This window comes from Chitinophaga vietnamensis (genome assembly GCF_902167635.1).
Lineage (GTDB): Bacteria > Bacteroidota > Bacteroidia > Chitinophagales > Chitinophagaceae > Chitinophaga > Chitinophaga vietnamensis.
This window is the reverse complement of sequence record NZ_CABHMS010000007.1, coordinates 118,641-132,169: the sequence shown is the minus strand read 5'-3', so window position 1 is coordinate 132,169 and position 13,529 is coordinate 118,641. Positions and strand designations below refer to the sequence as shown.

The 13,529-nt window shown below is 50.4% G+C and carries 10 protein-coding genes; 2 read left to right on the top strand and 8 right to left on the bottom strand.

Annotated elements, in window-relative coordinates; translation table 11 throughout:
• Nucleotides 1-137: 137 nt before the first annotated feature.
• The 6 genes from FPG75_RS19225 to FPG75_RS19200 all read right to left on the bottom strand — a co-directional run bounded on the left by FPG75_RS19225 (nt 138) and on the right by FPG75_RS19200 (nt 9,900).
• The gene (locus FPG75_RS19225) at nt 138-656 is read right to left on the bottom strand and encodes an outer membrane beta-barrel protein (protein ID WP_143308906.1); all 519 of its coding nucleotides are present in this window, start codon (nt 654-656) and stop codon (nt 138-140) included.
• 101 nt (nt 657-757) lie between these two features.
• Entirely contained in the window at nt 758-3,853 is a 3,096-nt protein-coding gene (locus FPG75_RS19220) for an efflux RND transporter permease subunit (protein ID WP_143308904.1), read from the bottom strand.
• A gap of 11 nt (nt 3,854-3,864) precedes the next feature.
• Complete coding sequence (locus tag FPG75_RS19215) at nt 3,865-4,911, bottom strand: efflux RND transporter periplasmic adaptor subunit (protein ID WP_143308902.1); 1,047 nt, start codon at nt 4,909-4,911, stop codon at nt 3,865-3,867.
• A gap of 15 nt (nt 4,912-4,926) precedes the next feature.
• Nucleotides 4,927-6,288 (bottom strand): TolC family protein, encoded by a 1,362-nt coding sequence (locus FPG75_RS19210; protein WP_143308900.1) that lies wholly within the window; start codon nt 6,286-6,288, stop codon nt 4,927-4,929.
• 117 nt (nt 6,289-6,405) lie between these two features.
• A complete protein-coding gene (locus FPG75_RS19205; RefSeq protein ID WP_143308898.1) occupies nt 6,406-7,029 on the bottom strand; it encodes a TetR/AcrR family transcriptional regulator in 624 nt (207 codons plus the stop codon).
• Nucleotides 7,030-7,674: 645 nt separating this feature from the next.
• The gene (locus FPG75_RS19200) at nt 7,675-9,900 is read right to left on the bottom strand and encodes a DUF4838 domain-containing protein (protein WP_161596845.1); all 2,226 of its coding nucleotides are present in this window, start codon (nt 9,898-9,900) and stop codon (nt 7,675-7,677) included.
• Between the two features lie 110 nt (nt 9,901-10,010).
• Between FPG75_RS19200 and FPG75_RS19195 the strand changes: the two genes are divergently transcribed.
• Nucleotides 10,011-10,961 carry a sensor histidine kinase gene (locus FPG75_RS19195; RefSeq protein WP_143308814.1) on the top strand — a complete coding sequence of 317 codons (951 nt, stop codon included), beginning with the start codon at nt 10,011-10,013 and terminating at the stop codon, nt 10,959-10,961.
• 2 nt (nt 10,962-10,963) lie between these two features.
• Here FPG75_RS19195 and FPG75_RS19190 read toward each other — a convergent pair whose 3' ends face one another.
• Nucleotides 10,964-11,782: a hypothetical protein gene (locus FPG75_RS19190; RefSeq protein ID WP_143308816.1), complete on the bottom strand. Its 819-nt coding sequence runs from the start codon at nt 11,780-11,782 to the stop codon at nt 10,964-10,966.
• Nucleotides 11,783-11,904: 122 nt separating this feature from the next.
• On the bottom strand, nt 11,905-12,894 hold the full coding sequence (locus FPG75_RS19185) for a YncE family protein (RefSeq protein ID WP_143308818.1): 990 nt from the start codon (nt 12,892-12,894) through the stop codon (nt 11,905-11,907).
• 124 nt (nt 12,895-13,018) lie between these two features.
• Between FPG75_RS19185 and FPG75_RS19180 the strand changes: the two genes are divergently transcribed.
• The gene (locus FPG75_RS19180; protein ID WP_143308820.1) at nt 13,019-13,414 is read left to right on the top strand and encodes a hypothetical protein; all 396 of its coding nucleotides are present in this window, start codon (nt 13,019-13,021) and stop codon (nt 13,412-13,414) included.
• The last annotated feature ends 115 nt before the right edge of the window (nt 13,415-13,529 follow it).

Below are 13,529 nucleotides of genomic sequence, written 5' to 3'. Positions count from 1 at the left end.
TTTATCAGGATTAATGAGAATAAAAAAGGATTCACGAAGATCATTTCGAGATGATCTTCGTGAATCCTTTTTTATTCCAGAAAAAAATCCTGGTAATCCTTAAAATCAAAATAATCCTGAGCAAGACAATCGTCGCGTTAAAAATTATACCCTGCCTTCAGGCCCCAGAAGCCATGGGTGCCGTCTTTGAACCAGGCTTCGTATTTGCCTTCTACATCCAGGCCCAGCAAGCGGACGCCGATACCAGGAGCTACCAGCGCACCTACGCCATTGTTGTAGTCGCCGGTGAATTGCGCAGTACCGCCTTCTACTTTTACATACAGCGGACCTACTAAACTATATCTCAAACCAAGACGGATAGGAATCACTTTGGCAGATGGATAAGTGGTAGTGGTAGTACCGGTAGGCACATCTTTCTTGCCTTTGAAATACATAAAGCTGACGGAACCTACTGCCGTTAAGCCGGCCACCAGTTTAATATCGGCGCCCAAACCAATGCCATAGCCCGTTTGATGGCTATTGCTGAAATCCCCTGTGGGAAAACCCGCTTCAATAAAAGGACCGATACTAAACCTTTTCAATTGCGCCTGCGACGATTGCACACTCGCACAGATCATCAGCAACAGGCTGAAAGATACCAGAATGATTTTTTTCATAAGATCTATTTTTTCAACAGGAAATGGTGAACTAATTATTGGTAAATGTACTGATAATTAGTTGATATTTAAGCTCCCGCGTTGTGCGGGAGCTTAAATATCTACATCATTGCCTCTTCCAGTTGTTGTTGTGCCGCCGCACGGCTTTTAGCCAATACTTCCACTTTGGGCGGAATTAATTTATACACTACCGGCGTTACAATACGTGATAGCAAAGTAGAACTGATCAAACCGCCTATCAACACTATCGCCAGCGGCGCAATCAGCGGATTGGTGGAGATGGCAATGGGAATCAGGCCGCCGATGGCCGTGAGCGAGGTGAGCACGATCGGCAGGAAACGTACCTCACCCGCTTCGCGTATAGCCGCTTCGAGTGAGTGCCCCTGCGCACGCAGCTGATTAGTGAAATCCACCAGCAGGATCGTATTCTTTACCTCTATACCCGCCAGCGCTATCAAACCGATGATCGCCACGAATGATAAAGTATTGCCCGTCATCCACAAGGCGATAGCCGCGCCCACAATGCCCAAAGGTATTACCGACAGCACGATCAGCGTGCTTTTGAAAGTCTTGAATTCCAGCACCAGCACCGCAATGAACATAAATACCGTGACGATGATGATCGTGAGGAAGCCACCGAAAGAATCTTTGCGGCTCTCGATCTCTCCCCCCATTTCATAACTGTAACCATTGGGCAGGTGCAAAGCATCCATCTGTTTGATCACATCTTTGATCACATTATCTACCAGGAAACCTTTCTTCACAAATGCCGTTACGGCTACTACACGGTTCTTTTCCTGGTGGCGGATACTCAACGGAGAGGTTTCCAGTTGCAGGCTCGCCACCTGCGAGAGCGGAATAGCCGTGCCAACGCTGTTGTTGACATACAGATCACGGAACACATCCATCGTGGGCTTGCCATTTTTTTCTTTGGTCACCAGCACATCGTAGTCGTTATCGTTCTTGTCATTGTACTTGCCGAGGTTCACGCCGGCGATGGCCAAACGTACTACCTTATCGATGTTGGCCGTTGGAATGCCCAGCTGCTGCGCTTTTTCACGATCGATGTGTACACGGATATCTGATTTAAGATTGCTCACCGGGTTATTGATATAGATGGTGCCAGGCGTTTTTTCCAGCATACTTTCCACGATGGCGGCCTGCGAACGCAAGGTGTCGAGGTTATCACCAAAGAGGCGCACTTCAACAGGAGCCGCTACCGGCGGGCCTTGCTCAAAGTTCTTCACTTCTACTTTGGCGCCAGGGAAAGGCGTCCATTTTTTGCGCAGCGATTCAATGAGTGCTGTTTTCGTAGCCGGACTGGTATTCGGATCAAGCTGCACAAACAGCTGTGCATAGTCGCTGTGCTCATTTTCCGGTATCTCGTTGTAATAGATGCGGGGATTGCCTTTCCCGATGTTGCTGGCAATATATTTCACCGCCTTCTCTTTCTTCAGCTCCGTTTCCAGTTGCTTCACGATGTTATCGGTATAGGCGAGATTAGATTGCGGTGGCGCGATCACATTCACCAGGAACTGCGGCTTTTCAGAAGAAGGAAAGAGGCTGAACCCTACTGCTTTGAATAAGAACAATGCGCCGCCAAAGATGAACAAAGACACCACGATGGTAATCAGCGGACGTTGCAGGGCTTTGTCGAGCAAACGCGCATAGCTGCCATGGATCAGCCTTTTAAGGGCACGCATAAAAATATTGCCTTCAGGATTACCGGTATGTTCTTTCAGTAAACGGCTGGACAGAAAAGGGATAATAGTGAGCGATACCGCCATAGATGCCAGTACGCTGAAGATCACCGCCAGCGGTAACCCGCGGATGAAATCACCGGCGCCTTCCGGCATGAACACCAAAGGCATAAAGGCGATGATGAGTGCGGCGGTGCAACCGATCACGGCGAGGCCTATCTGTGAAGTGGCTTTCAGCGTGGCTTCGAGGCGACTATGTCCTTCCAGCATCCATCGTTCAATATTCTCTACCACAACAATGCTGTCATCTACCAATAGCCCCAATGCTACTACCAGCCCTACAATGCTCAGCTGGTTGAGGTTGTAGCCGAAGAGTTGCAATAACACGATGCCAATGGAGAGCGATAAAGGAATGGAGATCATCACGATGATGGCGGGCCTTTGCCCCAGTGGCAGCAGTGTGATGGCTACCAGTAATATCGCGATGAGGAAATCCTTGCCAAGCCCGCTCAGCCGGTGGTTCACGGCTTCGGCCTGATCAAAATATTGCACGGCGTCAATGTTGGATGGCAAGGTTTTTTTGAACTGCGCGATCACAGGCTGATAGGCCAGTTGCGTTTTAGTGATGTTCTCGCCCGTCTTCTGCGCAGCAGAAACAATAACGCTGCGGTGGCCGTTCAGTCTTACGAAATACTTCTCATCATCGAAACCATAGTATACACGGGCCAGGTCACGAAGGAAAATATTCTTGCCATTCTGTGCAGATACGATGGTGTTGTTGATTTCATCGAGCGACTGAAAATTGCCGCTGGTTTTGATGTTGAAGCTCTTGTCGCCGGCTTCAATGCTGCCGCCGGGGATGTTGGCCATTTCGCTTTGCAATGCGCCCAAAACCGCGTTCACAGGGACTTTCAGCTGGGCCATTTTGTCGAGTTGCAATTCCACCCGCACCTGCTGATCCGGCAGGCCATGCAGTTTTACATTTTTGAGGGCGGGTACTTTTTCCAGGTCTTCCTGCAATTTTTCTGCATAGTATCGGAGTTTGTCGCGGGAAGCGTTTTCAGAGATCAAGGCTACCTGCAACACGTTCACATCAGAGGGTTCACTCTTCAGTACTTCCATGCTATAGATATCGCCGGGCAGGTCTTTCCGTTTATTGTTGACTTCCCGCACCAGCTCCTGGTATTTCTGATCTACGTTGGAACTGTATTTATATTCCACGCGCAGGGTGGCTACCCCGTCGCTGATATTGGTACGTATGCGTTTGATATCGTCGAGTGCATAGATATCTTTCTCTAGTGGATCTACCACGAGATCTTCCATGTCTTTCGGGCTGGTACCCGGATATACCACTACCACGGTATATTGCGGGGCGCGCATTTCCGGATCTTCCGAGCGGGGCATATTGAGGATGGTGGAGATACCGAGCACGATGATCATGATGAATATCACCAGCGTGAACTGGTAATTCTTGACGGCGTAATTGGATATTTTCATGATGCGGGAGATTATTGGATGATGCGAATAGGGGAGCGGTCTTTCAGGTACGCGCTACCGGAAACGATGAGGGCTTTGGCCTGTTCCATGCCGGCGCTGATGAGCACATTATTTTTTTCCATGCCGGCGATGGTAACAGGTATGCGTTCTGCGGTTTTGTTGTCGTTGGTCACGAAAACGAAGCCGGTGCTGCCATTGCCGTCAAGTAATGCGGCATAGGGAATGCTCCAGGAAGTGTTACCGCTGGTGTTGGCCGTGGTGATATGACAGCGGCCGAACATGCCGGCCGCGATAGCGGCGGGCTTGCTGCCGGTGAGTTGTACGTCGATGATGAAGGTGCCGCTTTGCGGATCGATGCCTTCTGATTTACGTGTAACCGTTCCCGGTAGTACGGTGCCGGGCAGCGATTGTGTTTCGATGGTGGCTTTGTCGCCAGTCTTTACGCTGGCCCATTCATGGTCGCTTACGCCAACGCGCAGCAGCCAGTGGGCATTGCGGGCGCCGTTGGTTTGCAGCACTGCCGTGCCGGCATTTACCAGTTGACCGGTATTGGCAAGTTTATGCAGTACATAACCATCTTGTGTGGCATGGATGGCGGAGTAGCTACGGTTGAACTGTGCGGTGCTGAGTTGCTGGCGGGCCATATCCAGCGCGGTTTTCGCGTTCTGCAATTGTTCCAGCGTAGCTACGCTGTCGTTGTGCAGGTTCTGCGTGCGTTGATAGTCGCGCTGCGCTTTTTCGAAGCCCAGTTGCGCCTGTTGCACCTGTGCATCTATTTCGGTGAGGTTGAGCGTAGCGAGCAGCTGTCCGGTATGTACAGGATCGCCTTCTTTCACGAAGATATTGCTGATGATACCGCCGGTTTTGAAAGAGAGATACACTTCATCGTCGGTGGTGAACTGGCCGGAGGCATTGATAGAGAGGCCTGCGCCCTGGCGTTGCAGTGCCATCACTTTCACCGGGATGATCTCGGTGGAGTCGGTAGTGTTTTGCTCAGGCTTGTGGCCGCAGGAGAAAAGCAATATAGAGAGCGGAAGAATGAGCCATGTGTGTTTCATATAGAGAGCGATTTTTTATTTATTAAGATCGATGTTGTAAGATGCCTGCGCACGTTCTACTGCGGCGAAGGCGGTTTGTACGGAAGCCTGTGCCACGGAGGTTTGCAGGCGTGCCTGGGTAAGTTGGTTCTGGGCATCCAGCAGTTCGATGTAGAGCAGCTGACCGGCCTTGTATACTTTGAGTTGATCGCGGTAATAGCGTTCTGCAAAGGAGAGCTGGCTTTGCGCTGTCTGGTAATTGCGGATGGTGGCGCTATAGTTGTTCACAGCTTCGTATAGCTGTAAGCGTAGTTGATCGGCGGTACGCTCGGAAGCTGTGATGGTGGCCTGTTCATCGATCTGCGCCTGTTTTATTTTGTATTTGTTCCTGTTGGAGGCGAAGAGGTTCCATTCCAGGTTTACGCCAAAGAGATAGTAGCGTGTTTGGTTATCGAAATGTGCCATGGCGCCTTGTGAGCCAAGATCGATGAAGGTGCTGAGTTTCGGGATGAGGTAGGAGCGTTGCAGCTGCTGATTGAGGTGCCAGGCGCTGATAGCATATTTGTATTGCTGCAATTCTTCCCGGCTATTGATGTCGCCGTTGTTGGCGGCAACAGGAATATTGAGCAGGGTGCTGTCCAGCTGGATATCCTTGTCCAGTGTGCGGTTCAGGAGAAAGTTGAAATAGGCGCGGGCATTGTCGCGGGTATTGTTGGCGCGGGTGATATCGGCGCTGATCTTTTCTTTCTCTGTTTGCGAGCGGTATAATGCGGTGTTATTACGCACGCCGTTGCGCACCATGCTTTCGTTGATCCGGATATTTTCTTCGATGAGGCCCAGGGCGCTGTTATAAATGGCTACTGCCTGAGAGGCCTGGTAGTACTGGAAGTACGCGGTTTTGATATCTTGTACCAGCTGGCGTTTGTAAACGTTCAGCGCGGCTTGTTGCTGGGAGAGTTGTTCTCTTTTTATTTTGTTGTTGTAGTAAATTTCGGCGTTGATCAGCGGCAGACTCGCTCTTACTTTCGCATCATAGAAATTGTCGGGGTTGAGCAGGAAGGACTGGTTTGCCAGTTGCGGAAATTTCTGGCTGCTGGTGAGCTGATTGAGGGTATTGTATACCGGGTTGAGCATATCGCCTACCGGCACATCGATGGTGCGGCCGCCTTTCGCTTTGGTATAACTGGCCAGCATGGCTACGTTGGGGCCAAAGAGGCTTTTGGCTTCTTGCAATGCATACAGCGAGCGGTCGAGCTGAAAGTGTTGCTCTTTCAGTCCTTTATTGTTGTTGAAGGCTTCCTGTATGTATTGGTCCAACACAGTGTTCTGGGCAAAGGTGCTGAAACTGGCTATGAGCAGGCCTGTTAACAATGCTCCTTTTGTAATTAATGTTGACATAATGAACAGTGTTTATTGATATCGAAAAAAATAAAGCCTGTAGCGGCTTTGGCGTAATCGTTGTTGATATACTGAACGGTGTTTAATTCTCTCGCTAAAAAAAAGCCCGCGGGCTTTTTATGCTGATGGTGCTTTGATCATCCGGAGGTATTCTTTAACAGCGGCTTCTGTGAAAGGCCGCACCTGATCTTCCGCCAGCTGCGATACTTTGATACGGCAGCGGAGGTTCAGGCTCACCAGGCCGTGTACGAAGCTCCATATCGACAAAGAGGCCATCATCGGGTCTTTGAAGCGGATAAGTTTTTGCTTGATACACGCTGCAACGGTTTGTTCCAGGAAGGAGAAGGCATCTTCTCCGTTCTTCCAGCTCTCTTCTTCTTCTACGGTATTCATCGGCGCTTTGATGATGAACATGAGATCATACATCTCGGGATGATCGTAGGAGAACTGTGTATAGGCCATCCCCAATTGCTCCAGGCGTTTAAAAGGATCTTTGGCGGTTACTTTTTCGCGGAAAGATGCCGCCAGGTAATCGAAGGCTTCGCGCTGCACATCGTACAGCAGCTCGTCTTTGTCCTTATAGTAGAGATACAGCGTAGCCGGACTGTATTCAATCTCATCGGCTATCTTGCGGATAGATACTTTTTCATATCCTTCTTCCACAAACATTTTGATGGCAGCATCTACGATACGCCTCCGCATTTCTGCTTTCTCACGTTCTTTTCTTTCTGATATTCCCACGTTGAAATGTTTACAGTGCAAATATACTGAACGGTGTTTATTATTTCCAAATATTTTTTTGGGAAAGAGAAGAATAAGGCCCGGGCAGGGCCGGAACATCGCGCGGGGCGCGGGTTTGGAGAATGTTATATGCCGCCCCTACGGGGCGTATGGTGTTTGTTCTTCGTGTTTCTACCAATATGTTGCCCCTACGGGGCATATTGATATTTGCTCTTTGTGTTTCTACCAATATGTTGCCCTACGGGGCATATTGATATTTGTTCTTTGTGTTTCTACCAATATGTTGCCCCTACGGGGCATATTGATATTTGTTCTTTGTGTTTCTACCAATATGTTGCCCCTACGGGGCATATTGATATTTGTTCTTTGTGTTTCTACCAATATGTTGCCCCTACGGGGCATATTGATATTTGTTCTTTGTGTTTCTACCAATATGTTGCCCCTACGGGGCGTATGGTGTTTGTTATTCGTGTTTCTACCAATATGTTGCCCCTACGGGGCATATTGATGTTTGTTCTTTGTGTTTTACCGCTATGCCGCCCCTACGGGCATATACGTTCCGCCCCGTAGGGGCGAAATATTGGTAGCATTGGTGCATCTCCGCGCCAGCGCCCCATCGGGGCGCCATATTGGTGGGCCTATCATCTACTCCACAAAAATCTCATCGCAACAAATCGCGGGGCGTTTACCCGCCACATGCCTCCACGCCGGCAAGGCCGCGGGGCATTGCGCGCTCACCCTGATATAACGGGCATTTGCACTCACCGGGAAATTAAAATGTTTGATCTGCACTTCGTAATCTTCCGCGGGCACAGGAATATCCTGCTGGCCCGCTACCGTGTAATGCTGGCCATCCGCGGAGGTTTCCACCAACACATGCGCCGGATGGAAAATATAATGCCGGGGATCGAACAGGAAATTCATGCTTACCTGCTGTATCTTTTTGCTGCTGCCGAGGTCCACGGTAGCGATCATATCTTTATCATAAGTGTACAGCCAATTATAGCTGAAATCTTTGCCGCCGGGAAGTCCGTCGGTAAGCGTGCGTTCCCCTTTGGGCGTGTATTCCGGCGTATAGGCATTGGCCAGTTTCACTGGGGCGCCAAAGGCCAGGCCTTGTACCCAGGCACGGTTGAAGAGCGCCTGCCATTCCTGCGCATAGGTATCCGGTGAAGCGCCGCCTTCTGATAGTTCCTTTACCATGGCCGTTTTGCAGGCGGCCACAAAATGTTGTACCCTGGCGGGCCATTTCGGATTAACCTTAAAGCTGTTGCCATCGGGCAGCAGGTAGCCAAATTTATCGGTGCCATAGGAGCGCGATTGTTGCAATACCGTGTACTCCAGTGGCAGCCGGACCTTCAGCACACGTTTGAGCAATACGGAATCACTGCCGGCAGCAGCTTCGGCTTTGTCGAGCAATACGGAATATTGATCGATCTTTTCGGGCGACAAATAATCCTTCGCACTATACACCGGGCTGCCGTAGATATCCAGTACGGCATGCGTCGATTTTACGGCAGCGCTGAGCGCTTCCTGGTATTGTTGTATATAAGGGCCGGCAGCGCCATAATAGCTCTTGAAGAAAGCCTTGTTGAGGGCCGCCATATCAGCATTGGGCTGCCATAACAGTGACGCCTGTACGTAGCTGTTGTATTCGGCCATATCGCCGTAAGTGTCGCCGCTGCCTTGTGAAAATACGCCCTGCACATGATGCGCGGCAAAGTATTGCAGGTTGGCCTGCAAATGCGTATAGTCCGGAAAAGGAGCGAGGTAATTGGTGAACTGCGTGGTATAGTCCCAGATGAACAGATGATCGGTGAGCGCTTCCCATCCTTGCAGGTGGTTGCGGAACGCCGCAGCGGAAGGCGCCGTGGCCAGCGGCTCCTGACGATATGCATCAATGGTGCTCAACATGATATAAACATTGGGCGCAGGCTTTGTTTTCGGCGGTTTCGCCGTATAGCCATAGGCCAGTGTGGTGAAGCGCTGCTCCGGGAATTGTTGTGCAATGCGGTTCACGAAACGGATCAAAGAGCCGGCAGCACTGCCTTCCGCGGCATCGGCTGCACGGCATTGATCGCAGGTGCAGGCGCCAGGGCCATCTTCTGCGGCGATGGACCAATACATCGCATCGGGATTTTCCCTGATCGCCTTTTTGAAATAAGCCACAGCCAGTTCAAATACTTGCGGGTTGCTCAAACAAAGCTGCATGGGCTGGCGTTTTCCATCTACCAGCGAAAAATATTCCGGATGTTCCGCGAAATATGTTTTAGGCGGCACTATCTTGAAAAAGGAATGTCCCCAAACGCCCCACAAGTCCTCAAAGCGATGCAGACCGTGCCAGTCGAGGTATTCGGGATCGGTGGAAGCAGGGTAGTAGGTTTCGCGGTAAATAAAAGCGGGTTCCCGGAGATCGTTCAATGATCCGGGCAATTGTATATTTTTTTCCTTGGGCACATAGGCGGGTACATCGGCGTCCTTACGGCAATGCATATACGTTTCCAATACATAATACACGCCATGCAACACGCCCTGGCCGCCGCCACCGCGGATGTACAGGTTTTTGTTATGCATGCCGGCGAAGAAGCCATCCGCCTTTATTTTGTCGGGGCCGCTGCTATGATTGGTTTGACCAATAAATACTGCGGGCTCTTGCTGATAGCTACCTTCCGGCACGATGGGTAGCCGGGCGCCGGATATCTTGTTCACCATATCCTGAAACACGGTGGCAGCCTTGCTTTCCGCCTTGGTAGGCGTCGCCGGCGTAACAATCACATAAGCGCTCTTGCCGCCGGATACCAGGCTGATCTCGTTTTCGGGCGGCGTACAACTGTGCACCACCAGCATCGAGGCTAATAATAAACTATTCATCTTCACTAACATTGCGGTAATGGCCGAAAGGTGTTTCAATAATCCGGCCAGTTTCAAATCACGTTGAATATGAGTATGTTTGAATACATTTACGACGAAATTATGCAGAAATGATGAAGCAACAACAAACTTTCACGATCCTGTTGGCAGATGATGGCCCTGGCCAGCTCTTCTCACTGGAACCTGTGCTGGAAGCGGATCATCGCGTAATCATCAAAGTTGCTACCCTGGCGGATGTGGCCTCTCATCTGCCTGTTCATCTCATCATTATGGATGCATCAAAAGGCATCGATATGGCGCCGCAGTTGCAGCACATCCCGCTGCTGCTGCTGCATGCGCCGCTGGATACGCGTTTGGCTCAACTGCAAGTGGATATGTTTGAACGCATGTACCATGAGCAACAGGAAAAAGAAACGCGCATCCGGCAGCAGGAGCAGTTCATGTACATGGCCGTGCATGATCTGAAGTCGCCACTGGCCAGTATTGTAGCCTTATTAGGATTGGTGAATGAGGATGAACAGGTACAAGGCGCACCAGACCTGAAAGAGTATATGCAGATCGTGATGGGGGCTACGCACCATCTTACAGATATGGTTGCATCTATCCTCGATTATACCCGGCAAACCGCTGCACCATTGCAAAAAGAGCATGTATCCGTAGCGGAATTGCTACAAGGCTTGTCTGTGCCGGCACACATACGCATGAGCATCGCGTCGCAGCTGCCGGTATTGTATACCTACCGCGATCGCCTGCAGCAAGTGTTTCAGCAGCTGGTATCGCATGCTGTGCTGCACATGGATAAGCCCCGGGGGGAGATTATGATCGGGGGAGCAGCGCAGGACGATTACTATGCGTTTTTTGTAAGAGACAACGGGCCTGGCCTCACCCGTATTGATACAGATCTTGTCTTCAAATTATTTGAGCGGGTAGAGAAAGATGGTAAAACAAGTACCCGTTTGAATCTTTTCAAACTGTTGGTAGAAGAACAAGGCGGCAAAGTGTGGGTGGATACGCGACCCGGCGAAGGCAGCACCTTTCATTTCCTCTGGCGCAGGTATTGATCTCACTCTTCAAATATCCATAGTCTGCCGCTTATCTGCTGTGTGTTTACGGGCAGGCAGGATACTTTACAGGTTTTATTTTCCGGATCATCGAACTGCCATATCCAGTTACGTATCTCATTATCGGGAGATGCAAAGAGGCGGATGGCTTCTTTGTAAATATCCTGGGTATTGGTGGTGCGGTTGCGCAATTGTGTGAGCGCATCGGAGAGGATCACGGGCAGTTGTTCGCCGGGGCCGGGCAGCTTCAGCAGCTGTGCGCCTTGCTGGTTCACCCATCCGGAAAAGCCGTCGTTGTCGATGAATACCAGCGCATGCGGGATAGTATGCATGATAGCGGCAAAACGTTGTGATAGCTTCCGCAGATAGGATTGCTGCTGTGATTGCAGCCGCAGCTCTTTCATGCGCAGGCGTATTGTTTCCACGCAGGCGGTGAAAGCATCATCGAACGTTTGCATGGCATGCCAGCCAAGGAGTATCACGCTGATATCAGGCGTGGTGCTGCTAACAGGTATGAGCACGGCAGAGGCGCAATGTTGCAGCAGCGCTTGTATGGCGGTACTTTCCTGTGGTACGTCTTTCCACCAGATGGTTTTGAAACCATTCTGATGCAACAGTTTCCTGACGGGGCCGGCTTGAATCACCTTGCCGTTGATGGTAAGGGGTTCGTCTGTCAGCTCCAGTTGCAGTACTACATCGGCATCCATCAATTGTTTCAACAGATCGAGGCTGAAGGCCGGAAGAGGGGATGGTTGTTTGTCCTTGTCCCAATGGGCGGTTTGATTAATAAAATGCAATGCTTTGCGTTCCCAGGAGTCCACGTGAATGATTTATGAGGGATAAAAACGAGGGTTATCTTGACCATCATAAATATAAAAAATAATGGCGAATGAAAAGCCCTTTTTACGGGCCTTTCATTCGCCATTCATCATTATTTTCCTTGCTATTTGGTCACTTTCAGTACCTGGAAGCTGCCAGGAGCCGCTTGAGGCTTGGCGCCGGCGGCGGCAGCCAGCAGATCGGCGGTGGGCAGGTATACGGCATGTGTAGCCGGATCTACCACCAGTGTGCGTGCGCCTTTTTTGGTAGGCACGTTTACAGGTGCGCTGTATTTATCGGCTGATTGCTCTTTGATCACGGTGAGGGTGCCTTCGCCGTTGGCGGCGAAGATATTGTGTTCTGCTTCGTCGAACGCTACGCCATCGCAGCCGTCGCCGATTGGCAGGGTGGTCACTACTTTACCGTTGGTGGCGTTCATCACTACGAGCAGTTTGTTATCGCAACCGGCAAAGAGGCGTTTGGTTTTGGTGTCGATAGCGAGGCCGGTAGGCGCTTCGCCCTTGCCGAGCGGCCAGTGCGCGCCGGCAGTGAAGGTGGTCGCATCTACCACTACGATCTCGCTTTTATCTTCCAGGTTCACATAGATCTTGCCGGCATCATCGCTCACGGCTGTTTCCGGGCGACCGCCAACCGGGATGGTATGCACTACCTGGTCGGTAGCCGGATCGATCACGCTCAGGTCTTTACTTTTACCATTGCAAACGATGATCTTTTTGGAGAAAGCATCATACAAGATGGCATCGGGGTTCTCGCCTGTTTTCACTTCACCCAGCACTTTGTTGCTGTGGATATCGAATACAGTAGCGGTATTCAGCTTGCCGTTAGTAGTATAACCTTTATGGAAGGCAGGCGCAAAACCGATACCATGCACGCCGGTGGTGTTAGGGATCACGCCAACGGAATCGCCGCTGTTCTTGTCCAGGATATTGACCTGCGTGCCGTGAGAGGCGTACAGCTGCTGCGTAACAGGGTTCAGGGCTATGTAATCCCATTTGCCATCGCTTTTGATATGGAAGGTACTGGCTACATGCCAGGACTGAGCCTGTGTGGCACAGGCGGCCAGCAGTGCGGCCGACAGGAAAAGTGCTTTCATATGAACATATACGTTAAGGTTACAAATCTCGAAGGCGATTCTGTATGTAATCTGTAGTCTGGCATCTTTCCGTATATTCTTCATTTTAATTTAACCCGCAATAAAATTTTATTACTTTTGTCCTGTGCTGAAGATAAGAGCCATACTATTGTTAAGCATCTATCTGCTGAACTTCACAGAATGCAACCAGCTGTTGAAGATACCCGTGTTCTTTGCCCACCTGCATGAGCACCGGATGGAAGACCCGCACATCTCCATCATCACATTTATCAAACTGCATTATTTCAGTGGTAATATTCACGACAAGGATTATGACCGCGATATGGAATTGCCATTCAAAACGCATGACTATATCGGTTATGCTGTGATGCCCGCCATCGCGCCACCGGTGAGCTATACCGTTACCGTGCCGTATAGCGGCGATATCCGCATCAACTATCCTTCTTATCTTAACAAGATGCGCCCGGTGATCCCCGGCGCCGATATCTGGCAACCTCCCCGGACCTTCACTGCCGCTTAATCGTCTTTACCATAAACATTTATTACCTTTTCAACACGTTACTTGACGTGAACAGGTACATTTATTGACATGTGCCCTGCGCAGCGCTCCTGCACAGGCATATAATCCATGGGAT

Coding starts and splice junctions, on each gene's coding strand:
- FPG75_RS19225 (WP_143308906.1), bottom strand. CDS start 656: ATGAAAAAAATCATTCTGGTATCTTTCAGCCTGTTGCTGATGATCTGT.
- FPG75_RS19220 (WP_143308904.1), bottom strand. CDS start 3,853: ATGAAAATATCCAATTACGCCGTCAAGAATTACCAGTTCACGCTGGTG.
- FPG75_RS19215 (WP_143308902.1), bottom strand. CDS start 4,911: ATGAAACACACATGGCTCATTCTTCCGCTCTCTATATTGCTTTTCTCC.
- FPG75_RS19210 (WP_143308900.1), bottom strand. CDS start 6,288: ATGTCAACATTAATTACAAAAGGAGCATTGTTAACAGGCCTGCTCATA.
- FPG75_RS19200 (WP_161596845.1), bottom strand. CDS start 9,900: ATGAATAGTTTATTATTAGCCTCGATGCTGGTGGTGCACAGTTGTACG.
- FPG75_RS19195 (WP_143308814.1), top strand. CDS start 10,011: ATGATGAAGCAACAACAAACTTTCACGATCCTGTTGGCAGATGATGGC.
- FPG75_RS19185 (WP_143308818.1), bottom strand. CDS start 12,894: ATGAAAGCACTTTTCCTGTCGGCCGCACTGCTGGCCGCCTGTGCCACA.